Annotated in this window: 17 protein-coding genes; 6 read left to right on the top strand and 11 right to left on the bottom strand. The window is 70.6% G+C overall.

Annotated elements, in window-relative coordinates:
- Window positions 1-102 precede the first annotated feature (102 nt).
- A complete protein-coding gene (locus tag ABDW59_RS16745; protein WP_343631080.1) occupies window positions 103-3,174 on the bottom strand; it encodes a two-component regulator propeller domain-containing protein in 3,072 nt (1,023 codons plus the stop codon).
- Window positions 3,175-3,556: 382 nt separating this feature from the next.
- On the opposite strand from ABDW59_RS16745, the gene ABDW59_RS16740 reads away from it, so the two are divergent.
- Window positions 3,557-4,534, top strand: a complete 978-nt coding sequence (locus ABDW59_RS16740) for an aldo/keto reductase (RefSeq protein WP_343631078.1) — start codon at window positions 3,557-3,559, stop codon at window positions 4,532-4,534.
- A gap of 30 nt (window positions 4,535-4,564) precedes the next feature.
- Here the strand turns inward: ABDW59_RS16740 and ABDW59_RS16735 are convergent, their stop codons facing one another.
- The 5 genes from ABDW59_RS16735 to ABDW59_RS16715 all read right to left on the bottom strand — a co-directional run bounded on the left by ABDW59_RS16735 (window position 4,565) and on the right by ABDW59_RS16715 (window position 11,136).
- A complete protein-coding gene (locus ABDW59_RS16735) occupies window positions 4,565-5,617 on the bottom strand; it encodes a nitronate monooxygenase (protein WP_343631076.1) in 1,053 nt (350 codons plus the stop codon).
- A gap of 318 nt (window positions 5,618-5,935) precedes the next feature.
- The gene (locus ABDW59_RS16730; protein WP_343631074.1) at window positions 5,936-6,133 is read right to left on the bottom strand and encodes a hypothetical protein; all 198 of its coding nucleotides are present in this window, start codon (window positions 6,131-6,133) and stop codon (window positions 5,936-5,938) included.
- Between the two features lie 253 nt (window positions 6,134-6,386).
- On the bottom strand, window positions 6,387-8,354 hold the full coding sequence (locus ABDW59_RS16725; protein WP_343631072.1) for a MacB family efflux pump subunit: 1,968 nt from the start codon (window positions 8,352-8,354) through the stop codon (window positions 6,387-6,389).
- A gap of 3 nt (window positions 8,355-8,357) precedes the next feature.
- Entirely contained in the window at window positions 8,358-9,560 is a 1,203-nt protein-coding gene (locus ABDW59_RS16720; protein WP_343631070.1) for an efflux RND transporter periplasmic adaptor subunit, read from the bottom strand.
- Between the two features lie 19 nt (window positions 9,561-9,579).
- Entirely contained in the window at window positions 9,580-11,136 is a 1,557-nt protein-coding gene (locus ABDW59_RS16715; RefSeq protein ID WP_343631068.1) for an efflux transporter outer membrane subunit, read from the bottom strand.
- A 175-nt stretch (window positions 11,137-11,311) separates the two neighbouring features.
- Here ABDW59_RS16715 and ABDW59_RS16710 point away from each other — a divergent pair, with 175 nt between their 5' ends.
- The 3 genes from ABDW59_RS16710 (at window position 11,312) to ABDW59_RS16700 (ending at window position 14,870) form a co-directional block, all read left to right on the top strand.
- Window positions 11,312-11,836 carry a hypothetical protein gene (locus ABDW59_RS16710; RefSeq protein WP_343631066.1) on the top strand — a complete coding sequence of 175 codons (525 nt, stop codon included), beginning with the start codon at window positions 11,312-11,314 and terminating at the stop codon, window positions 11,834-11,836.
- Window positions 11,837-11,898: 62 nt separating this feature from the next.
- The gene (locus ABDW59_RS16705) at window positions 11,899-14,400 is read left to right on the top strand and encodes an ATP-binding protein (RefSeq protein ID WP_343631064.1); all 2,502 of its coding nucleotides are present in this window, start codon (window positions 11,899-11,901) and stop codon (window positions 14,398-14,400) included.
- 86 nt (window positions 14,401-14,486) lie between these two features.
- A complete protein-coding gene (locus ABDW59_RS16700) occupies window positions 14,487-14,870 on the top strand; it encodes a VOC family protein (protein WP_343631125.1) in 384 nt (127 codons plus the stop codon).
- 23 nt (window positions 14,871-14,893) lie between these two features.
- On the opposite strand, the gene ABDW59_RS16695 is transcribed toward ABDW59_RS16700, so the two are convergent.
- Complete coding sequence (locus ABDW59_RS16695; protein WP_343631062.1) at window positions 14,894-15,136, bottom strand: glutaredoxin; 243 nt, start codon at window positions 15,134-15,136, stop codon at window positions 14,894-14,896.
- A gap of 15 nt (window positions 15,137-15,151) precedes the next feature.
- Here ABDW59_RS16695 and ABDW59_RS16690 point away from each other — a divergent pair, with 15 nt between their 5' ends.
- Together ABDW59_RS16690 and ABDW59_RS16685 are read left to right on the top strand one after the other, a co-directional pair.
- On the top strand, window positions 15,152-16,384 hold the full coding sequence (locus ABDW59_RS16690) for a helix-turn-helix domain-containing protein (RefSeq protein WP_343631060.1): 1,233 nt from the start codon (window positions 15,152-15,154) through the stop codon (window positions 16,382-16,384).
- Between the two features lie 172 nt (window positions 16,385-16,556).
- Window positions 16,557-17,213 carry a hypothetical protein gene (locus ABDW59_RS16685; RefSeq protein WP_343631123.1) on the top strand — a complete coding sequence of 219 codons (657 nt, stop codon included), beginning with the start codon at window positions 16,557-16,559 and terminating at the stop codon, window positions 17,211-17,213.
- 142 nt (window positions 17,214-17,355) lie between these two features.
- Here the strand turns inward: ABDW59_RS16685 and ABDW59_RS16680 are convergent, their stop codons facing one another.
- The 4 genes from ABDW59_RS16680 to katG form a co-directional block, all read right to left on the bottom strand.
- Window positions 17,356-17,991 (bottom strand): CAP domain-containing protein, encoded by a 636-nt coding sequence (locus ABDW59_RS16680; protein ID WP_343631058.1) that lies wholly within the window; start codon window positions 17,989-17,991, stop codon window positions 17,356-17,358.
- 68 nt (window positions 17,992-18,059) lie between these two features.
- Window positions 18,060-18,527: a hypothetical protein gene (locus tag ABDW59_RS16675; protein ID WP_343631056.1), complete on the bottom strand. Its 468-nt coding sequence runs from the start codon at window positions 18,525-18,527 to the stop codon at window positions 18,060-18,062.
- Complete coding sequence (locus ABDW59_RS16670; protein WP_343631054.1) at window positions 18,490-19,095, bottom strand: nucleotidyltransferase domain-containing protein; 606 nt, start codon at window positions 19,093-19,095, stop codon at window positions 18,490-18,492. Before ABDW59_RS16670 ends, ABDW59_RS16675 begins: the two co-directional genes overlap by 38 nt.
- 122 nt (window positions 19,096-19,217) lie before the next feature.
- The gene (gene katG / locus ABDW59_RS16665) at window positions 19,218-21,410 is read right to left on the bottom strand and encodes a catalase/peroxidase HPI (RefSeq protein ID WP_343631052.1); all 2,193 of its coding nucleotides are present in this window, start codon (window positions 21,408-21,410) and stop codon (window positions 19,218-19,220) included.
- Between the last annotated feature and the right edge of the window lie 34 nt (window positions 21,411-21,444).

Genomic DNA, 21,444 nt, shown 5'->3' with positions numbered 1-21,444 from the left:
GGGCAAGGCGGTGTTCGCGGTTGTACACCGGCGGCGGTGTCGCGGGAATGAATTTCCCTGCGCCCGAGTGTGGCGACCGGCCGCGCCGGCGCATCACCAGCGTCAGCGGACCCGGTTGCGGCCCTCGCGCTTGGCGGCGTACAGCGCATCGTCCGCCTGGGCGATGAGGCTCTCCAGCGTGCGCTCGTCCGAGGGCACACAGGCGGCCACGCCCAGGCTGATCGTCAGCACCGGCGCGGCCGGCGAGGACGGATGCGGAAGGCCCAGGGCCTCGATGCCGGCGCGGATGTGCTCGGCGACATCGGCCGCGGCGGCACGGTCGGCGCCGGGCAGCAGGACGACGAATTCCTCGCCGCCGTAACGCGCGGCCAGGTCGCCGGCCCGGCCGACGGAGGCGGCGAACACGGCGCCCACGGCGGCCAACGCCTCGTCGCCCTTCAGATGGCCCATCTGGTCGTTGTAGCGCTTGAAGGCGTCGACGTCGGCCAGCACCAGACCCAGGGAGGCGCCGCTGCGGCGCGCGCGGCGCCACTCCTCGGCGGCCGCCTCGTTGAAGCGGCGCCGGTTGGCCAGCCCGGTCACGGCGTCCAGGAAGGACAGCTGGCGCAAATGCTCGTTGGCCAAGCGCAGCTCCTCGGTGCGCTGGGCCACCAGCTGCTCCATCTCGGCCTGACGACGTCGCATCAGGCGGGTGCGCCAGCTCACCAGACCGGCGAAGAGGCCGATGGCCAGCGCCGCGGCCAGCAGCTGGAACCAGCCGGTCTGGTGGAAACGCGGCTGCACGCTGAGCTCGAGCGGCGTGCCCGCCTCGCGCCAGCGCACGCCGTCCAGCGAGGCCTCCAGCCGCAGCCGGTAATGGCCGTGCTGCAGCGCGGGGAAGGTGAGCTCGCGATCGGCGCCGACCTCAGTCCAGCCGCGGGTCAGGCCTTCCATCTGGAAGCGGAAGCGGACACGGTCAGCCTCGCGCAGCGTGGAGGCCGCGAGCGTCAGCGTCAGCGCGACCGGACCGGGCGGCAGCGCGAGCGCCTGGCCGTCCAGGGCGTGGAGTTCGCCGTCGACCTTGAGCTGCTCGATGCGCGGGACGGGCGGATCGCCGCCGCCGGGCAGACGCGCCGGATCCACGATGACCAGGCCGCCCGAGGACGGCAGCCACACCCGGCCCTGCGCGTCGATGGCGCCGGCCGATTGCAGGCCGCCGGCGAAGCTGGTGGCGCGCAGCGCGTCGCCGGGACCGAAGCCGACGGAGCGCACGCGCTCGAGCTTGCCGTCCAGGAACGCCTCGAGGTCGGCTCGCGAGACGCGATAGAAGCCGCGGTTGCAGGTGATCCAGAACTGGCCGGCCTGATCCTCGATCAGCACCTGCGACAGCCCGTCCCACAGCCCGTCGCGCGGACGCACCGCGCCGATGCGGCCGTCCTTGAGGCGGTTGATGCCCTCGCCGTTCGTGCCGATCCAGAGCGCGCCGCGGGCGTCCTCGCTCAGCGTCATGATCCAGTTGGACACCAGGCCGTCGGCGGTGGTGAAGGTGGTCGCGGCGCCGTCGCGCCAGCGCACCAGGCCCTGTCCGGTGGTGCCGAACCACAGCGTGCCGCTGCGATCCTGCAGGATGGCGGCCACGCCCTCGGCGGGCAGGCCGGGCGCCTTCACGGCTTCGAAACGCTGACCGTCGAAGCGCGCCAGGCCGGTCCGGGTGCCGACCCAGAGCGTGCCGTCGCGGTCCTCGCGGATCGCGCGCACCTCGTTGCCGGGCAGGCCGGCGTCAGCGCCGAAGACCTCGATGCGGCCGTCGCGGCCCAGGCGCGCGACGCCGGCGGTGTAGGTGCCGATCCAGAGCGTGCCGTCGCGGGTCTCGTGCAGGGTGGAAATCTCTTCGGTGGGCAGGCCGTCGGTCTTGCCCAGCACGGTGATGCGGCCATCCTTGAGCCGGTCCAGCCCGCCGCCGGAGGTGGCGACCCAGACGCCGCCGTCACGCGCCATCAGCACCGAGCGCACATTGTCGTGGCTCAGGCCCTCGGGCGTGCCCAGTACGGTGAAGGCGCGATTGCGCAGCCGGTTCAGGCCGTCGACCCAGGTGCCGACCCAGACGCTGCCCTCACGATCGGCGGCCATCGTCCAGATCTGACTGCCCGCCAGTCCGCTGCCGGTGGAGACCGTGCTGAAGCGGCCGTCGCGCAAGCGGCTGACGCCGCCGCCCCAGCTGCCGATCCAGAGATCGCCACGGGCATCGCGGGCCAGCGCGGTGAGGTGGTCGGTGGGCAGGCCGTCGGCGGTGGTGTAGACGCGCGGCTCCGGATGATCCACGCCCTGCATGCGGACCAGGCCGCCGCCGGCGGTGGCGGCCCAGATGCCGCCGGCCGGATCGGCCAGCACCTGCCGCACCTGCAGATGCGGGAAGCCGTTGGACGGATTGAAGACCTTGAAGCCGCCGCCGGGCGGCATGGCCACGAGGCCCGCGCCGGTGGTGGCAATCCAGAGCGTGCCCGCCTTGTCGAAGGTCAGCGCGCGCAGCTTGACGCTGGGCAGGCCGTCGGCCTCGCGCAGAACCCGGACCTGGCCGTCGCGGATGTGGAACAGCCCGGCCTCGCCGGCCGCCCAGACACTGCCGTCCGCATCCTGCGCGAAGGACCAGATGCGACGTCCTCCGGACTGTTCCTTGGTGATCGCCGGCTTGAAACGACCGTTCTCATAGACGACGGCGCCGGCGGGATGGCCGATCCAGAGCCGGCCGGCGCGGTCCTCCATCAGGCCGAAGACCGGCTGCGAGGCGACCTCGGGCGTCTGCGCGGTGTCGAAGCCGATGAAGCGGCGGCCGTCGAATCGCGCCAGTCCGCCGGCGGTGCCGACCCACAGCCCGCCGTCGCGCGTCTGCAGCAAGGCCTGGACCGTGTTGAGCGGCAGCCCCTGCTCGGTCTGCCAGAGATCGATCTTGTACTGGCTGACCGCGCGGACCGGGTCGCGCAGATCGGCGAAGGCGTCGGAAGCGGCGCGGGCGGCAGGGGGGGCCGATGCGGACGTCGCCGTGGCGGCGGAAGCGCTGAACGCGCTGGAGGCGCTGGATGCGGGCGCCGGCTTGCCGGACGCGGCGGCGGTCAGCGGACTCGTCACCGCCACCGCGAGCTCCACCGACGACAGGGCGGTCGCCAGCGCAAGCGCCAGGGCGACGGGACGGAGCACGGGGGAATGCGGAGATCGGGCGGATTTCATGGACGGCGTGGCTGCCCGCGATTGTGGCCCGGCGCACAGAGCGGGCGGCTCTGCCGTACGGGGCACGAGGGCGACGGGCGTGAAGGGGTGCGCAGCTCGTGCGAAAGACCCTCTCCCCTGCCCTCTCCCGCAAGCGGGCGAGGGGGTAAGAAGGCTGGCTGACTTCAGCGCGCCTGGCGCGTAACCGTGCGGCCCGGCGCCGCCTGACTGCGGTCGCTGGCGAATGAAACCCGCTTGAAACGCGGAGCCCTCCCGCCGCGTCACAATGCCGCTCCTCGCGCTCCCGCGATGCCCTTTCCCTCGCGCCTTCATTGGCGCGTTCGTCCATTACAAGCTCGCCCCAGGTCCCGCCATGCGCCACGCCCTCCCCTTGCAGCAGCACGTCCCGACCGCCAGCCCGCTCGCTTACGGCTGCATGGGCCTGGGCGGTCACTGGGACCACAACCCGTGGACCGAGGCCGACGTCGACCACGCGCAGGCCGCCACGGAAGCCGCGCTCGAGATCGGCGTCACGCTCTTCGATCACGCCGACATCTACACCTTCGGCAAGGCCGAGTCGGTCTTCGGCGCGCTCTTCCGCCGCATGCCCTCGCTGCGCGATCGCATCGTGCTGCAGAGCAAATGCGGCATCCGCTTCGCCGACGACGAGGGCGGCAAACGCTACGACCTGTCCGGCGGCTACATCGTGCAAGCGGTCGAGGCCAGCCTGCGCCGTCTGGGCACCGAGAAGCTGGACATCCTGTTGCTGCACCGCCCCGATCCGCTGATGCAGCCCGACGAGATCGCCGAGGCCTTCCAGCGCCTGCGCGCCGCGGGCAAGGTCTCGCATCTGGGCGTGTCCAACATGAACGCCGGTCAGATGGCCTGGCTGGGCCGCGCGCTGGATCAGCCGCTGGTGGTGAATCAGTTGGAGTTGGGTCTCGGCCACCTGGAACCGATCGACGCCGGCACCTGCTTCAACGACCGCCAGGCCGGTGCACGTCCGGGGGCGCTCGCCTGGGCCGGTACGCTGGAGCATTGCCAGCAGCACGGCATCCAGCTGCAGGCCTGGGCCGCGCTTGCGCGTGGCCGCTTCAGCGGGGACACCGCGCAGGACCCGGCCGATGAGGCGGGACGCGCGCTGGTGCATCAGCTCGCGCAGAAGCACGGGGTGAGCACGGAGGGCATCTTGCTGGCCTGGTTGATGAAGCATCCGGCGCGCATTCAGCCGGTCATCGGCAGCGCCAATCCGGCGCGCATTCGCGCCTGCGGCGATGCGCTGCGGGTGACGCTCAGCCGGCCGGAGTGGTACGCGCTCTACGAAGCGGCGCGCGGCGCCGCCCTGCCCTGACGGGCTCCGGCACGGGATAGCGCGCGCGCTTCAGAACGCCACGGACAGCTCCGCGACGATGGTCGCGGCCGGCGCTTCGCGCACGGCGGAGAAGTTCTGGCCGGCCCACATCGACGAGAACTCGCCGCTGCCCTGCGATTCGACCTTCGCGCGCAACGGCGCAAGACCGGCCGTCGCCAGCGGAAACTCGGGCGCGTCCTCGCTCAGCGGACCGATCTCGCGCATGAGGCGGTTGACAATGCCGCGCGCCGGACGACCGGTGAAAAGGTTGGTCACCGCCGTGTGCCGACCGGCCGGTTCGCGCAACGCCGCACGATGATGAGCGCTGGTGGTGGCCTCCTCCGCCAACAGGAAGGCGGTGCCCAGTTGCACCGCCGACGCGCCGAGCGCGAGCGCCGCGCGAATGCCGCAGACATCGGCGATGCCGCCGGCCGCGATCACCGGCACCTTCACGGCACGCACGATCTGCGGCAGCAGCGCGAAGGTGCCCGGCTGACGCGTCAGGTCGTGGCTGAGGAAGTGGCCGCGATGACCGCCCGCCTCCCAGCCCTGGGCGATGATCGCGTCCGCGCCGTGCTGTTCCAGCCAGAGGGCCTCGTCGACCGTGGTCGCATTGCCCAGCACCTTGCTGCCCCAGCCCTTGACGCGGGCGATCAGGTCCGCGGGCGGCAGGCCGAAGTGGAAGCTGACCACGGGAGGGGCGAAGGGCTCGACCAGATCGGCGATTTCGGGGGAGAACGGCGCGCGGCCGGGCCCCGGCTTGATCTGCGTGGGGTCGATGCCGAACTCGGCGTAGTAGGGGCCGAGGCGGTCACGCCAACGGGCCTCGCGGGCGTCGTCGGGCACCGGGGGCGTGTGGGCGAAGAAGTTGACGTTGAAGGGCTTGGTCGTGTCGTCGCGCAGGGCTTGGAGCTCGGTGCGGAGCTGGTCCGGAGAGAGCATGGCCGCGGGAAGCGAGCCGAGGCCGCCGGCTTCGCTCACGGCGACGGCGAGTCGAGCGCCTTGGACGCCGGCCATGGGCGCCTGGATCAGCGGCAGGCGAGTACCGAGGAAGAAGGGGGCGAAGGGAGCGGCGGTCGACATGGCGCGAATCCTGACTCGGTGGACGAGTCGCGATGATCGCGCAGTCGGTATCGCCTCGTCAGCCCTGCGCCATTTCGGAGGGCGAGTGCTGGACAGATGCCCCTTGACCGTGGCCGGATTGCTCCCTCGCCCTCTTGCTCCCTCTCCCGCCTGCGGTGCCGCCGTCTTGCCCCCTCTCCCGCTTGCGGGAGAGGGTGGGGGAGAGGGTCTTCTCTTCGAAGGCCACGCGACCAAGAGCCCGAAGACCCTCTCCCCTGCCCTCTCCCGCAAGCGGGCGAGGGGGTGGACCGAGCGTTCAGGCGAGCTGGAAGCCGCCCCTCACTTGCAGGTGAAGCTCTTCGCGTTCACTTCCTTGACGAAGCCGGCGCCGCAGGTCGTGGTGGCCTGCTCGCTCATCTTGCGGACATCCTCGGCGCGCTGCGCGTTGGTCTCGCTCGAATTCGGCGCGATCACGCAACCCGTGGTCAGGGCGGTGGCAGCGACAGCCAGCATCACGGCAGCAGTACGGATGATCATGGGGGACTCCCTCGTTGGTTTCAGATGGGAGCGGAGTCTAGAGGCGCCACACCCCCTCGCTCCCCGCCTCCGACGAATTGCATCCGCACGATGACGAACTGCTTGGCCGCCCGACAGCCCGGGGAACCGATTCGCCAACCCGATCACCGTCCGCCCCAGCAAGACCTGGCCCCGCACGGCACCGGGTTCGGGCACAGAGTTCGGGCACCGGGTTCGGGCGCCAGGTCCGACGCCCGCTCCGTGCCACCCGACCTCAAGGCCTGGCCAAGGCCTCCACCGGATCCAGCCTTGCCGCATTGCGCGCTGGCAGGAACCCGAAGACCACGCCGATCAGCGACGACACGCAGAACGCGCCCGCGATCGCCGTCGTCGAGATGACCATGCGGAAGCCCGTCCCCGCCGCGAAGTGGTCGACCAGCAGGCTCGCGCCGACCGCCAGCGCCACGCCCAGCCCGCCGCCGATCAGGCAGACCAGCACGGCCTCGATCAGGAACTGCCGCAGGATGTCGCCCTGGCGCGCGCCCACGGCCATGCGCACGCCGATCTCGCCGGTGCGCTCGGTCACCGACACCAGCATGATGTTCATCACCCCGATCCCGCCCACGACCAGCGAAATCAGCGCGATCGACGAGATCAGCAGCGTGATCGTCCCCGTCGTCTGCTCCACCGTCTTGCGGATGCTGTCGGTGTTCATCATGAAGAAGTCGGTCTTCCCATGCCGGTGCGTCAGCAAGGCGCGCACCCCCTCCTCCGCCGCCGCGTTGGGCACCGCGTCGCTGACCCGCACCGTCACCCGCGCCAGATAGTCCTGGCCGGTGAGCCGGCTCATCGCCGTCGTGTAGGGCAGCCAGATGCTGTTGGACTCGTCATTGCCGAAGGCGCTCTCCTTCTTCGCGGTCACGCCGACGATGCGCACCGGCACCGTGCCCAGCAGGATCACCTCGCCCAGCGCCGCCTCCCCGTTGGGGAACAGCGTCTTGCGCGCGTTGTCGTCGATCACCGCGACCTGCTCCTGCAGCCGCACCGATTCCGCATTGAAGGCCTGGCCCTGCGCGAACTCGTAGCCGCGCACGCGGAAGAACTGCTCGCCCACGCCGGTGATGGAGGCGCTGACGTCCACGTTGCGATAGCGCAGCCCCGCGCTGACGCTCACCGACGGCGTCACGCTGTCCACGTACTCCAGCTGCGACAGCGCGGTCGCATCTGCCGCGCGCAAGGTGCGCACCGCCGCCGCGCGTCGGTCGCCGAAGCCCTCGCCCGGCATGATGTCGATGGTGTTGGTGCCCATGGCGCTGATGTCGGCCAGCACCTTCTCGCGCGTGCCTTGCCCCAGTCCCACCACCGACACCACCGAGGCGATGCCGATGATGATGCCCAGCATCGTCAGGAGCGTGCGCAGCCGGTGCGCCGCCATCGCGCGCAGCGCCATGCGCGTGGCCTCGCCCACCCGCCCCAGCACCGCCGCCCAGCCCGCGATCAGGCCGGTGCCCGCGGCCGCCGTTTCCGGCTTGGCCAGCGTGGCCGGCGGCGTCGCGTCGGGCCGCCGACGGTCCGCGACGATGCGCCCGTCGCTGATCTCGATCACGCGCTGCGCGTGCGCCGCGACCTGCGCGTCGTGGGTCACGAGGATGATGGTGTGCCCGTCGGCATGCAGCTCCTCGAGGATCTTCATCACCTCGCGCCCGCTGGCCTGATCGAGCGCGCCGGTCGGCTCGTCGGCCAGGATCACGTCGCCGCCGTTCATCAGCGCCCGCGCGATCGACACGCGCTGCTGCTGACCGCCGGACAGCTGACCCGGCCGGTGATGCAGACGCTCGTCCAGGCCCAACCGGCCCAGCAGCTGACGCGCGCGCTCATGACGGCGCTCCGCCGCCGAGCCCGCGTAGATCGCCGGGATCTCCACGTTGCCGATAGCGTCGAGGTCGCCGAGCAGCTGGTAGCGCTGGAAGATGAATCCGAAGTGCTCGCGCCGCAGGCGGGCGAGTTCGTCGGGCCCCATCGCGCCGGTCTCCTGGCCGGCGACGCGGTAGCTGCCGCGCGTGGGCCGGTCCAGGCAGCCCAGGATGTTCATCAGCGTCGACTTGCCGGAACCCGACGGGCCGATGATGGCGACCATCTCGCCGGCCTCGATCGTCAGGTCGACGTCGCGCAGCACGGCGACCACGCCTTCACCGGCAGGGAATTCGCGGACCAGGCCGCGCAGTTCAAGCAGTGCCGCCATCGCTCAGCCCGGAGGCGGGCCGCGGCGCTGGCCCATCTGCGCGTTGGCGGCGCCGGCCGTGGCCTGGCTGGTGACGACGCGCTCGCCCTCACGCAGACCGTCCAGCACCTCGGCGCGCACGCGGTTGTTCATGCCGACGCGGACCAGCCGGTCCTCGATGCGGCCGTCGGCGGCGAGCACGCGCACCGCGTACTGGCCCTTGGGGTCCTTCTTGCCCAGCGCGGTCGAGGGCAGCGTCAGCACGCCCTTGGCGCGCGCCAACACGATGGTCGTCTGCGCGGTCATGTTGATGCGCAGCGTGCCGTCGGGATTGGGCACGTCGAAGATGCCGTTGTAGTAGATCGCGCTGGTGCTGCTGGTCGAGGCGCTGGTAGTGCTGGTGGCGCTGGTGTCCGCCAGCGTCGTGTCGCCCGGCTCGACCGCGCGCAGCGAGGCCTCGATGCGGCGGTCCGGCGAGCCCAGCAGCGCGAAGTACACCGGCATGCCGGGTTTCACTCGCGGCACGTCGGCCTCGGAGATCTTGGCCTTGATGGTCATCGTGTCCAGGCGCGCCAGCTTGATGATGGTCGGCGCCGTCTGCGCCGCGTTCACCGTCTGCCCCTGCTCGGTCACGATGGCCACGACCGTGCCGTCCATCGGCGCGACCACGCGGGCGTAACCCAGGTTCACCTGCGCCGTGTCCACGTTGATGCGGGACTGCGCGACCATCGCGGCCTGCGAGTCGACATCGGCGCGCGCGGTGTTGAGCGCCGCCTCGGCGGTCTCCAGATCGGCGCGGGCGCCGGCGTCGGCGGCTTCCAGCGCGCGCTGGCGCTTGGCGCTGAGCTCGGCCTGCGCCAGCGTCGCCTTGCGCGACGCGAGCAGCGCCTCGGCGCTGCGCAGCGAGGCCTGCGCGTCGCGCAAGGCGTTCTGCTGAGTGAGGGCGTCGATCTCGGCAATCAGCTGGCCTTCCTTGACCTTGTCGCCGAGCGCCACGGCCAAGCGCTTCACCTCGCCGGTGGCGCGGGCGCCGACGCTCACCAGCTTGTAGGCGTTGATCGTGCCGGTGGCCAGCACCGAATCTTCGATGTCGCCGCGCTCGACGGCCGCGGTCGTGACCTGCGGCGGGGGCGGCGGACGGAACCAGATCGCCCGCGCGGCGATCACCGCGGCGATGACGATCACCGCGACCAGCGCCAGCCGGCCGGGCTTCAACCACTTCTTCATCGGATCTCCCTCGAATCGTTCAGTTCGTCGCCGCGTTCGTCGCCGCCTTCGGCGCGACGGTGGTCGCGGCGTTCGGCGCGGTCGTCGTCGCGGCGGTCGTCGGCGCAGCGGCCACGGCGGTCGCGATGTCCTGCCAGCCGCCGCCCAGCACCTTGTAGAGCGTCACCCGGTTGAGCAGCTCGCTCAGCCGCAACGCGATCAGCGACTGCTGCGCGCTCAGCAGCGAGCGCTGCGCATCCAGCAAGTCCAGCTGCGTCGTGCTGCCGACGCGGTACTGCGCCTCGGCCAGCCGCAGCTGACGTTCGGTCGCGGCCAGCAGCGCGCGCTGCGCCGCCAGCCGGTCCGCCAGCGTGGCGCGCTCGGCCAAGGCATCGGCGACCTCGCGGAACGCTGTCTGGATGGTCTTGTCGTAGGTCGCGAGCGCGATGTCACGGCTGGCCTCGGCTTGCCGCACCGCCGCGGCACGCGATCCGCCGTCGAAGATCGGCAGCGACACCGACGGGCCGAAGCTCCAGCTCCCCGAGCCCGCATCAAACAATCCCGACAGCGCGCGGCTGCCCGTGCCGGCCGAAGCCGTCAGGCTGATGCTCGGGAAGCGGGCGGCGCGCGCGGCGCCGATGTCGGCGTGGGATGCGATCAGCGCGTGCTCGGCGGCCAGCACGTCGGGACGGCGCTGCAGCACCGAGGACGGCACGCCGGCGGGCAATTCCACGAGCTGGCTCAGCGTGCCCGAGGCGTCCGCCGCGCGCGGCTCCAGCGATGCCGGCAACGCGGCGCCGAGCAGCAGCTCCAGCGCGTGGCGATCCTGCGCCAGCGTGGTCGGCCAGACGACGGTCTCGGCGCGAGCGCTCTCGACGGCGGTCTCGGCCTGCGAGAGCACCAGGCCCGAGATAGCGCCCAGCTCATGCCGGCGGCGCGTCAGCGCGAGGCTGCGTTCACGGCTGGCGAGGGTCTCCTGCGCGAGCCGCTGGCGCTCCAGGTCGGCGGCCCAGGTGAGCCAGGCGGCGGCGGTCTCGGAGACCAGGCTGATCTGCGTGCTGCGCCGCGACTCCTCGCGCGAGAACAGCGCCTGCGCGGCCGAGTCGCTCAGATTGCGCACGCGACCGAAGAAGTCGAGCTCGTAACTGGACAGCGCGAGCTGCAGCGAGACTTGCTGCGTCACCGCGCCAGCGGTGCCCGAGCGGCTCGCGCCGGCCGAGGCGTTCAGCGCGGGCAGGCGCTGGGCGTCGGTCTGGCGGAAGACGGCGCGGGCCTGTTCGATCTGCAGGGCCGCGATGCGCAGATCGCGGTTCTCCCGCAGCGCGAGCTCGACCGTACCGCGCAGGCGCTCGTCAAGGAACACGGCACGCCAGTCCGGCAGCACCTGAGCGGCATCGGACGCACTGAGCGCCGAGGTGCCAGGCCTTGCCGGATCGGTCGCGATGTTCGTTGTCGAGGCGTCGGCCCGCGGCACGGCGGGCGCGGGTCGGGTGTAGTCAGGGGCGAGGTTCACGCAACCGGCAAGCGCCAGGCTCAGCAGCAGCGCGGTGAGCGCCGGAGCGCGCGCGGCACGGCCCGGTAAAGATGCAGGAGTCATTGTGCGAATGATGCATGAGGCGCAGGCAGCGCTTCTTACCCTCCCGTAAATTGCGTTGTCAAAGCTGACGCACTCCGACACGCGCACTCAACGCGTGCGCCTTGCGCCCAACAACCCCGAGCCAGCGCGATGTCGCCCCGTCCGGTACGGTCACGCCTTGATTCAGGAAGTCCCCATGTCCCAACGCCATCCGCACCACCGCCCGCTCGCCTCTGTCGTCCGCTTCGCCGGAGCGGCGCTGCTGGCCGGCGCGGGTGCCGGTCTGCTGGGCGGCTGCTCCGAAGCGCCGGAGCTGAGCCTGGGCGGCATGTCCGTCGCGCCCGATGTGGGCGTCGCCTATCGCGGCCCCCAGCTGTCGCCTGAGGAGACCGCGCAGATGGACCGCTGTGTCGCGCTGATGACGCCGATGCTGCGCGGCCATGCGGTGCGCTCGACAGCCGCCGCGCGTGGTGGCGAAGGGCTGGAGTACGTCTGGGTCAACGCCGACATGCACGACGACGCCGAGGACATCGAGCGCCGCAACGCCGCGGGCGCGACCGTCGGCGGCCATTGCCAGTTCGAAGACGGCGGCGAGGCGGTCCACGTCCACGCGTATCAGCTGGACCTGGAAGCCGGCGCGACATCCGGCTACCCCGCCTATCGCTACGTCGGCGGTCTCGGCGACATCGACTCGGCCCCGACCGCCTCCGCCGCGGATTGACACCGGCGGGCCGGACCCGCGCCAGGACGGATACTCGCGGATCCTCGATTCGCGGAGCCTCCGTGGCCGACTCTTCCGACGCAAGCGCCCAGCCTGCCTTCCTCTCCGGCGGCGGCGAGATGGCCCGCCTGATCGCCGCGCTGGACTGGAGCCGCACGCCGCTGGGCCCGCTGGCCGGCTGGCCGGAGCACATCCGCCACGCCACCGCGCTGATGCTGCGCTCGCAGGTGCCGATCGTGATGCTCTGGGGCCCCAGCGGCGTCATGATCTACAACGACGCCTACGGCGTCTTCGCCGGCACGCGGCATCCGCGGCTGCTGGGCAGCAACGTCCTTGAGGGGTGGCCCGAGGTGGCCGACTTCAACGCCCATGTCATGAAAGTCGGGCTGGCCGGCGGCACGCTGCATTACGAGGATCAGGAACTGGTGTTGGATCGCCACGGCCGCGCCGAATCGGCCTGGCTGAACCTCGATTACTCCCCGATGCTCGATGACCAGGGGCATCCGGCGGGCGTGATGGCCATCGTGGTGGAGACCACCGCCAAGGTCGCCGCCGAGCGCCGCGTGCGCGGCGAGCGGGAGCGGCTGATGCAGCTCTTCGAGCAGGCCCCCAGCTTCATGGCCGTGCTGGCCGGCCCCGAGCACCGCTTCGAGAGCCTCAACCCGGCGTATCAGCGCCTGGTCGGCGGGCGCGACCTGCTGGGCCGCACCGTATCGGAGGCCCTGCCCGACGCTGCCGCACAGGGCTACGTGAAGCTGCTCGATTCGGTCTACGAGACGGGCCGCGCCTACACGGCGCAATCGGCGCTGTTCTCGGCCGATACCGGCGGGCAGCCGGAAGAGCATTTCCTGGATTTCGTCTATCAGCCGATCCGCGACGACAGCGGCGCGGTGACGCACATCTTCGTCGAGGGCGTGGACGTGACCGCGCGGGTGCGCGGCGAGCAGCGCCGCGCCGCGATGGCCGGCCTGAGCGAGCGGCTGCGCGAGGTCCGCGATCCCGGCGCGATCGGTCATGCGTCGGCCCAGATGCTGGGAATGATGCTGGGCGCCAGCCGCGCCGGCTACTGCAGCGTCGATCACGAGGCCGAGGTCGTGCGCATCGACCGCGACTGGGTGCGCGGCGCCGGCGCGAGCGTGTCCGGCGAGCACCGGCTGCGCGACTACGGCGACTTCGTGGACGTGCTCAAGCGCGACGAGGTGGTCGCGATCGCCGATGTCCACGAAGATCCGCTCACCCGCGATCACCGCGAGCGCTTCGACGAGGTGAGCGTGCGAACGCTGGTCAACGTCCCGGTGGTGGAGCAGGGCCGGCTGGTGGCGCTGCTGTTCGTGCACGACGATCACCCGCGCGCCTGGAGCGCCGATGACATCGGCCTGATCCGCGAGGTGGCGCATCGCACGCGAGTGGCGGTGGAGCGCGCCCGCGGCGAACGCGCGCTGCAGGACCGCGAAGAGCGGCTGCTGCGCTCGGACCGCCGCAAGGACGAGTTCCTGGCCACGCTGGCGCATGAGCTGCGCAATCCGCTGGCCCCCATCCGCAACGCGGTGCACCTGCTCGGCGCAGCCGATCGGGAGGGGCGCTTCGCTGACATCCGCGAGCTGATGGAGCGCCAAGTCAACCACATGGTGCGACTGGTCGACGACCTGATCGAGGTTTCGCGCATCAGCCGCGGCCTGATCACGCTGCGGCACGAGGCGGTCAGCCTGCGCGACATCGTCGATGCGGCGGTCGAGAGCAGCCGCCCGCTGATCGATCGCGAGCGCCATCGGCTGACGCTGCGCTTCGACGGTCCGGCGCCCTGGGTGCGCGGCGATCCGGTGCGGCTGACGCAGCTGCTGGTGAATCTGCTCAACAACGCGGCGCGCTACACCGACGCGGGCGGGCTGATTGACGTCAGCCTGTCGCGCGAGGGCGGCGAAGCCGTGCTCACCGTCACCGACAACGGCATCGGCATCGCGGCGGAGCAATTGCCTCGGCTGTTCGAGCTGTTCTCGCAGCTGGACCGCTCGCACAGCCGCTCGCAGGGCGGGCTGGGCATCGGGCTGAGCCTGGCGCAGACGCTGGCGCGGCTGCATGGCGGCCAGCTCAGCGCGGCGAGCGAGGGGCTGGGGCTGGGCAGCCGATTCCAGCTGCGTCTGCCGGAGATCGCGGCGCCCGAGGTGGTCGAACGCGAGACCGCGCTGGACGACGCGCCGCTGTCCGCGCGGCTGCTGCTGGTCGACGACAACCGCGATGCGGCCGACACGACGGCGGAGCTGCTGCGGCTGATGGGCGCGGAGGTCGAGGTGGCCTACGACGGGGCGACGGCGCTGACGACGGTGCGGGTGTTGCGTCCGGACGCGGTGCTGCTGGACATCGGCATGCCGGACATGGACGGGCATGAGGTCGCGCGGCGCCTGCGCGACATGGCGCCGGAGATCGGCCATCCGCGCCTGATCGCGCTGACGGGCTGGGGCCAGGAACAGGACCGGGAGAAGACGCGCGCGGCCGGCTTCGACGAGCACATGGTCAAGCCGGTCGACGTGGAGGCGTTGCGGCAGACGCTGCGTGCAGGGCGCTGATCAGGCGCGAGGCAGTGGAGTCATGGCCGGAGGCGTCGAGGCCCGGCGGCAGGCAGTGGGAGAGCCATCGAATGGAGACCGGAACGATGCTGCGGGGCATGCACCATGCGGCGATCATCTGCGCGGACTATGGGCGCTCGCGGCGCTTCTACGTCGAGGTGCTGGGGCTGCGCGTGATCGCGGAGACCTACCGCGAGGCGCGGCGCTCCCACAAGCTGGACCTGGCGCTGCCCGACGGTACGCAGATCGAGCTGTTCAGCTTCCCGGATCCGCCGGCGCGGCCCTCGTATCCGGAGGCGCGCGGGCTGCGGCATCTGGCCTTCGTCGTGGACGACGTGGCCGCATGCAAGTCGGCGCTGGAGGCGCAGGGCATCGGGGTGGAGCCAGTCCGGGTGGACGAGCTCACCGGCAAGCGCTTCGTGTTCTTCGCCGATCCGGACGGTTTGCCGCTGGAGCTGTACGAGCGCTGAGGCTAGTGAGCGCTCAGCGGGGTTCAGCGGCCGAGCTGCTTGAGCGCGGCTTGCAGGCCGGTAACGCCGCCGACGCGCTGGTCGTTGATGAAGACCTGCGGCATCTGGCGCACGGCCGGGCCGCACTTTTCGTAGAAGGCGAGGCGCTCGGCCTCGTCGTCGATCAGGATCTCCTGGAAGGGCATGCCGCGCGACTTGAGCAGCATCTTCGCCGTGTCGCATTGCGGGCAGGCGGACTTGGAGTAGACGACGATCTTGAGTTCCATGGCCGGGAGTTTAATGTGGACGCCCTGATCACCGCCGCCGCGCGGTTTCTCGCCGCCGGCGACGCGCTCGGCGCCTTGCAGCGCGTGGCGCTGCGCGAGGACCCGCCCGCGCTGGCCTTGCGAGGCATCGCCATGGCGCAGCTGGGCGAGCACGCCCGCGCCCGCGAGTTGCTGCGCAAGGCGGTCAAGGCCTTCGGGCCGAGTGAGGCCGTGTCACGGGCGCGCTGCGTGGTCGCCGAGGCCGAGGTGGCGCTGGCGATGCGTGACTTCGCCGATCCGCCGCGCGCCTTGCGCCAGGCGGCCGAGGTGCTGGACGCCCACGACGACCGCATCAACGCGCTGCAGGCGCGGCTCATCGCGGTGCGGCGGCTGGTTCTGCTGGGGCGCCTGGACGAGGCGTCACGGGCGCTGCCGATGGTGGATCCGTCGGCCGGCCCGCCCTTGCCTGCGGCGCTGGCGAGCCTCGCGGAAGCGGAGCTGGCGCTGCGCGCGCTGCGCATCCGCGAGGCGCGACTCGCGCTGATCCAGGCGCTGGCGGCGGCGCGCCACACCGGCGTCGCGGCGCTGATCGCGGAGACCGAGCAGCTGCACGCGCTGCTCGACCGTCCCGCGGCGCGGCGCATCGACGCCGGCGTCGAGCAGCCGCTGCGCCTGGGCGAGGTCGAGGACCTGCTCGCCTCGCCGACGCTGGTCATTGATGCCTGCCGTCGCGCGATTCGCGGCGAAGGGCTGGAGGTGGGACTCGCGCGGCGGCCGGTGCTGTTCGTGCTCGCGCGGGCGCTGGCGGAGGCATGGCCGGGCGACGTCGATCGCGCGACGCTGATCCTTCGAGCCTTCCGCACCCGCCATCCCGACGAGACCCATCGCGCGCGCTTGCGGGTCGAGCTCGGGCGGCTGCGCGCGCTGATCGAGCCGGTCGCCAGCATCGATGCGACCTCGCGCGGCTTCGCGCTGCGTGTCGACGAGGGGCGGACGGTCACCATGCTCGCGCCGCCCATCAACGGCGAGCAGGCGGCGCTGCAAGCGCTGCTCGCGGACGGCGCGGCGTGGTCGACCTCGGCGCTGGCGCTCGCGATGGGCGCGAGCCAGAGGACTGTTCAACGGGCCTTGGCAGAGCTGGAAGCGGACGGACTCGTGCGCGCGATCGGCCAGGCGCGGGCGAAGCGCTGGCTGGCGCCGCCGATGACGGGCGGGCTGTCGGGAATCACGACGATCTTGTTACTCCCGGCTTCGGCGCCGGCTGGATAGATTGCCCCTCATGCGACGGGTTTCTTCCTTCTTCATCCACCATCCCCGCCGCAAGGAGACCACGATGAGCACTTCTCAATCGACTTCGGGATCGACCTCCGGATCGCCTTCGCAATCGACCTCGCAGAGCGCCGCCTGCGATCCGCATCAAGGCGCGGAGCTGACGCCTTCCATGGGACTGCCTGCCTCGCGCGCGGCCGAGGTGGTGCGGGAGTACGGACCCTACCCCGGCGCGCCGGCGGTGCATGGCGTGAGCCACGACGGCGATCGCATCTGGGCGGCGACGGCGTTGGGGCTGTTGGCCATCGATCCGCCGACCGGCGAGGTCGTGCGCACGCTGCCTTGCGTGGCGGATGCGGGCACGGCTTTCGATGGCCGGCATCTCTATCAGATCGCGGAGTCGCGCATCAACAAGATCGATCCGGCGACGGGTCGGGTGATCGGCTCGATTCCCGCGCCGTCGGACTCCGGACATGGAAGCTCGGGGCTGACCTGGGCCGAGGGCAGTCTGTGGGTCGGGCAGTACCGCGACCGCAAGATCGTCCAGATCGATCCGGAGACCGGCGACGTGCGCCGCACCATCGAGTCCAACCGTTTCGTCACGGGCGTGACCTGGGTGGACGGGCAGCTCTGGCACGCCACCTGGGAGGGCGACGAGAGCGAGTTGCGTCGCGTCGACCCGAAGGATGGCGCGGTGCTGGAGCGGCTGAGCATGCCCGCCCACATGGGTGTCAGCGGTTTGGAGTCGGATGGCGCGGGCTTGTTCTACTGCGGCGGGGGACAGACGGGGAAATTGCGCGCCGTGCGGCGCCCAAAGCAGGCGGCCTAATCGCCGCGAAGTCGCGCTGAGGTTGCCAGGCTAGGCGCGAGGTCCCGCCGCATAGCAGCGCTATGCAAGGGGCTGAGCAACGACGCATGGCAGCCTCAGCGCGGCTTCGCTGCAAGGGGCTGAGCAGCGACGCATGTCAGCCTCAGCGCGGCTTCGCGAGGTCCATGACCCAATACCTAGAGTACGAGTTCGACGTCGACGCAGCCGGTCGGCACGCGACACCCACATGGACATAGCTCGCCGACATCAGATTCGCGCAATGCCCGGGGCTGTTGATCCACGCGCTCATCACCGATTCGACGGTGGGTTGCCCGGCGGCGATGTTCTCGCCGGCCGCGCTCCAGCTGTAGCCGGCGGCGGTGATGCGATCGGCAAACGAGCGCCCGTCCTGGCTGTCATGGCTGAAGTAATTCTTCGTCGCCATGTCCAGCGCGTGCGCATCGGCGGCGTTGGTCAGATTGATGTTCCAGCTCAGCGCCGTGGTGGGAGGGAAGGTCCCGGAACTCCCACAGCTTGCGCCCGCTGCCCGCAACGCATTGATACGAGTCAGCAGGTCCTGCTGGAAGTTGGGCAGGTCGCAAGTGCCGACGACGGCAGGCGGCGTGGTCGGATTGGTCGGGGTCGTGGGAGTGGTCGGGGTGGTCGGTGTCGTGGGCGTCGTTGCCACGGGAGGCGCGTCTCCGCCCCCGCCGCCACAGGCGGCCAGGACCAGCACCAGCAACATCACGGCATCGAGCGGCAGGCGAGGCGCGCTCGACGGCTTGGGGAATCGGTTCATTCCGGCATCTTAGGAATGAAGGGGCAGGGGAGATGGAACGAAACGTATATCGCCCAAGTGACCCCGGCTCAGCGCGCCAGCCCACGTTGGATGAGCGCGCGATGCTTCCGATCAAACCAGGTCGCGACGTCCGCAAGAAAGGGCGCGACCCACTCCAGCGCCTCGCTCAGTTCATCGCCTTCGACCATGTAGCCGGGCCGGTACTTCCGGTTGCGCCAGTCGCGAAGAATGTCCAGTTCATCGAAGCGGCGCTCGCCGATCGCCAGCTCGTGCGCCGCGCCTTCCAACGCCACCGCGTGGTGACCTCGATCACTCGTGATGCGCCACCCCTCGGCGCACGCGACGGCCATGCAGGACAGCAGCACCGCATCCCATGCCGCGTCCATGCGCGTGCCATTGGAGATCGCCGGGTGGCGCGCGTCCTGCAACTTGGCTTGCGCCTGGTTGAGCCACTGCACCACGTCTCGCGCATTGACCGCCAGCGGCTTCAGAGGCGCCTCAGGCCGGGCCGCCAGCTCCTGAAATGACTTCGGCATCGAAATCCCCCATCAAGGGTATTCGCGGCCCTCGCGCGATGTCTTGCGCGAAGCTCTCCCCGCCACGAAGCTGTTCCTGAAAGGCGGAAATCGTAGAGGCCGTCGCATGCACCTCGCGGCCGAGCGCGCGAGCCGCGGGCTTCAAAGCAACGTTCACCTTGAGTTCCGACAAACTTCCCAGCACGAGGACGTCGATGTCACTGTCGGCACCCGCTTCACCGCGCGCGACCGAGCCGAAAACGAAAGCGACCTGTACCCCCTTCAAGGGCTGCAGCGCCTCCTTCAATGTCTCAACGAGCCGGCTGTCCTGCTGCATCAGCGCCACCAGCGGCGCGAGCGATGGATCGGGACTCGCTTGATAGCGAGGCAATCCATCCTGCTGCCGCCGCGAGACCAACCCTGCCGCGACCCACCGCCGCAACCAACGGGCCACGCTGCCCACGTCGGTCCCCGCCTCCGCCGCCAACTCGCGCTGACCGAAACCACGAGCCGGCTCGGCGAAGAGCGCTCGCAGCACACGGAAGCGGCCGATGCTGCCGAAGACTTCGGTCAGTTGGGATTCATTCATGGCGGGCTTGCTGAAGGCGTAGGCAATCTGCCTACATTGTAGGCAATCGGGCTACAGCGTAGGCAATCCGCCTACACCGTAGCCAATTTGCCTACACCTCAGGCTCGCCCCGCCCCCAAGGCTCAAAGCAAGTCATACCGATCCAGATTCATCACCTTGGTCCACGCCTTGACGAAGTCCCGGGCGAAGACCTCCTTGCCGTCGCTGGACGCATAGACCTCGGCCAGCGCGCGCAGCTGCGCGTTGGAGCCGAACACCAGATCCACCGCCGTCCCCGTCCACTTCAGCTCACCGCTGGTCCGATCTCGGCCTTCGAGCACGCCCGGCTCCGCCGCCCGCTGCCATCGGGTCCGCATGTCCAGCAGGTTGACGAAGAAGTCGTTGTTCAGCGTCTCCGGCGTCGTCGTGAACACGCCATGCGTCGACTGCCCGAAGTTGGCACCCAGCACCCGCAGTCCGCCGATCAGCGCGGTCATCTCCGGCGCGCTCAACGTGAGCAGCTGCGCCTTGTCGATCAGCAGCTCCGCCGCCGAGTCCACCAGGTCCGGCCGGATGTAGTTGCGGAAACCATCCGCCATCGGCTCCAGCACCGCGAAGGACTCGACGTCCGTCTGCTCCTGCGACGCATCCGTGCGGCCCGGCGAGAACGGCACCGTCAGCGCGATGCCGGCCTTCTTCGCCGCCGCCTCGACGCCCGCGCCGCCCGCCAGCACGATCAGATCCGCCAGCGAAATCTTCTTGCCGCCGCCCAGCCCGGCATTGAACTCCTGCCGCAGCGTCTCCAGCCGGCTCAGCACCTTCTCGAGCTCCGCCGGCTGATTCACCTTCCATTCCTTCTGCGGCGCGAGCCGGATGCGCGCGCCGTTCGCGCCGCCCCGCTTGTCCCCGCCGCGGAAGGTCGACGCCGACGCCCAGGCCGTCGTCACCAGCTGCGAGATGCTCAGCCCGCTCGCCAGGATCTTGGCCTTGAGCGCGATCACGTCCTGATCGTCGACCAGCGGATGATCGACCGGCGGTACCGGGTCTTGCCAGATCATCACGTCCTTGGGCGCGAGCTTGCCTAGGTAGCGCGCATGCGGGCCCATGTCGCGGTGGGTCAGCTTGAACCACGCGCGGGCGAAGGCGTCGGCAAAGGCCTGCGGATCCTTCATGTAGCGGCGTGAGATCTTCTCGTAGGCCGGATCGACGCGCAGCGCCAGGTCGGCCGTCGTCATCATCGGCGCGTGACGCTTGGTCTTGTCGTGCGCGTCCGGCACCGTGCCCGCGCCGGCACCGCCCTTGGGCGTCCATTGATGCGCGCCGGCCGGGCTCTTGGTCAGCTCCCATTCGTGGCCGAACAGGGTCTCGAAGTAGCTCATGTCCCAGGTCGTGGGCGTGGGCGTCCAGGCGCCCTCGATGCCGCTGGTGATCGTGTACACGCCCATGCCGTCGCCGAAAGCGTTCTTCCAGCCCAGCCCCTGCTCCTCCAGCGCCGCGCCCTCGGGCATCAGCCCGACCTGCGCCGGGTCGCCCGCGCCGTGGCACTTGCCGAAGGTGTGCCCACCGGCGACCAGCGCCACCGTCTCTTCGTCATTCATGGCCATGCGGCGGAAGGTCTCGCGGATGTCGCGACCCGACGCGGCCGGATCGGGATTGCCGTTCGGTCCTTCCGGATTCACGTAGATCAACCCCATCTGCACCGCCGCCAGCGGATTCGCCAGATCGCGGTCGCCCGCATAGCGTTCGTCGCCGAGCCAGGTGGTCTCCGGGCCCCAGTAGATGTCGGTCTCAGGCTCCCACACGTCGGCGCGGCCGCCGGCGAAGCCCAGCGTCTTGAAGCCCATGGACTCCAGCGCGATGTTGCCCGCCAGGATCATGAGATCGGCCCACGACAGCTTGCGCCCGTACTTCTGCTTGATCGGCCACAGCAGTCGGCGGGCCTTGTCGAGGTTGCCGTTGTCCGGCCAGCTGTTGAGCGGCGCGAAGCGCTGCGAGCCGGTGCCCGCGCCGCCGCGTCCGTCCTGGATGCGATAGGTGCCGGCCGAATGCCAGGCCATGCGGATGAAGAACGGGCCGTAGTGCCCGTAATCCGCCGGCCACCAGTCCTGCGAGTCCGTCATCAACGCGTGCAAGTCCTTGACGACGGCGTCCAGATCCAGGGTCAGGAACTCCTTGGCGTACTTGAACTGCTCGCCCATCGGGTTGGCGCGCGCCGAGTGCAGATGCAGGATGGAGAGATTGAGCTGATCGGGCCACCAGTCGCGGTTGCCCTTGCCGCCCGCGCTGGTGTGCTTGCGGGGAACGCCCGTGACGGGGCACTTCATTTCACCTGACATGTCGGTCTCCTCGGGATCGTTTGTGGGGAACCTG

The sequence above is a fragment of the Roseateles sp. genome (assembly GCF_039595295.1).
Classification (GTDB): domain Bacteria; phylum Pseudomonadota; class Gammaproteobacteria; order Burkholderiales; family Burkholderiaceae_C; genus Roseateles.
The sequence above is the reverse complement of the archived record's forward strand: the minus strand, read 5'-3'. Positions and strand labels throughout refer to the sequence as shown.

What these genes read in the sequence shown, in the direction of transcription:
- ABDW59_RS16715 (WP_343631068.1), bottom strand. Translation starts at nt 11,136, where the DNA reads ATGACTCCTGCATCTTTACCGGGCCGTGCCGCGCGCGCTCCGGCGCTC.
- katG (WP_343631052.1), bottom strand. Translation starts at nt 21,410, where the DNA reads ATGTCAGGTGAAATGAAGTGCCCCGTCACGGGCGTTCCCCGCAAGCAC.
- ABDW59_RS16720 (WP_343631070.1), bottom strand. Translation starts at nt 9,560, where the DNA reads ATGAAGAAGTGGTTGAAGCCCGGCCGGCTGGCGCTGGTCGCGGTGATC.
- ABDW59_RS16725 (WP_343631072.1), bottom strand. Translation starts at nt 8,354, where the DNA reads ATGGCGGCACTGCTTGAACTGCGCGGCCTGGTCCGCGAATTCCCTGCC.
- ABDW59_RS16710 (WP_343631066.1), top strand. Translation starts at nt 11,312, where the DNA reads ATGTCCCAACGCCATCCGCACCACCGCCCGCTCGCCTCTGTCGTCCGC.
- ABDW59_RS16730 (WP_343631074.1), bottom strand. Translation starts at nt 6,133, where the DNA reads ATGATCATCCGTACTGCTGCCGTGATGCTGGCTGTCGCTGCCACCGCC.
- ABDW59_RS16680 (WP_343631058.1), bottom strand. Translation starts at nt 17,991, where the DNA reads ATGAACCGATTCCCCAAGCCGTCGAGCGCGCCTCGCCTGCCGCTCGAT.
- ABDW59_RS16740 (WP_343631078.1), top strand. Translation starts at nt 3,557, where the DNA reads ATGCGCCACGCCCTCCCCTTGCAGCAGCACGTCCCGACCGCCAGCCCG.
- ABDW59_RS16695 (WP_343631062.1), bottom strand. Translation starts at nt 15,136, where the DNA reads ATGGAACTCAAGATCGTCGTCTACTCCAAGTCCGCCTGCCCGCAATGC.
- ABDW59_RS16735 (WP_343631076.1), bottom strand. Translation starts at nt 5,617, where the DNA reads ATGTCGACCGCCGCTCCCTTCGCCCCCTTCTTCCTCGGTACTCGCCTG.
- ABDW59_RS16675 (WP_343631056.1), bottom strand. Translation starts at nt 18,527, where the DNA reads ATGCCGAAGTCATTTCAGGAGCTGGCGGCCCGGCCTGAGGCGCCTCTG.
- ABDW59_RS16700 (WP_343631125.1), top strand. Translation starts at nt 14,487, where the DNA reads ATGCTGCGGGGCATGCACCATGCGGCGATCATCTGCGCGGACTATGGG.
- ABDW59_RS16670 (WP_343631054.1), bottom strand. Translation starts at nt 19,095, where the DNA reads ATGAATGAATCCCAACTGACCGAAGTCTTCGGCAGCATCGGCCGCTTC.
- ABDW59_RS16685 (WP_343631123.1), top strand. Translation starts at nt 16,557, where the DNA reads ATGGGACTGCCTGCCTCGCGCGCGGCCGAGGTGGTGCGGGAGTACGGA.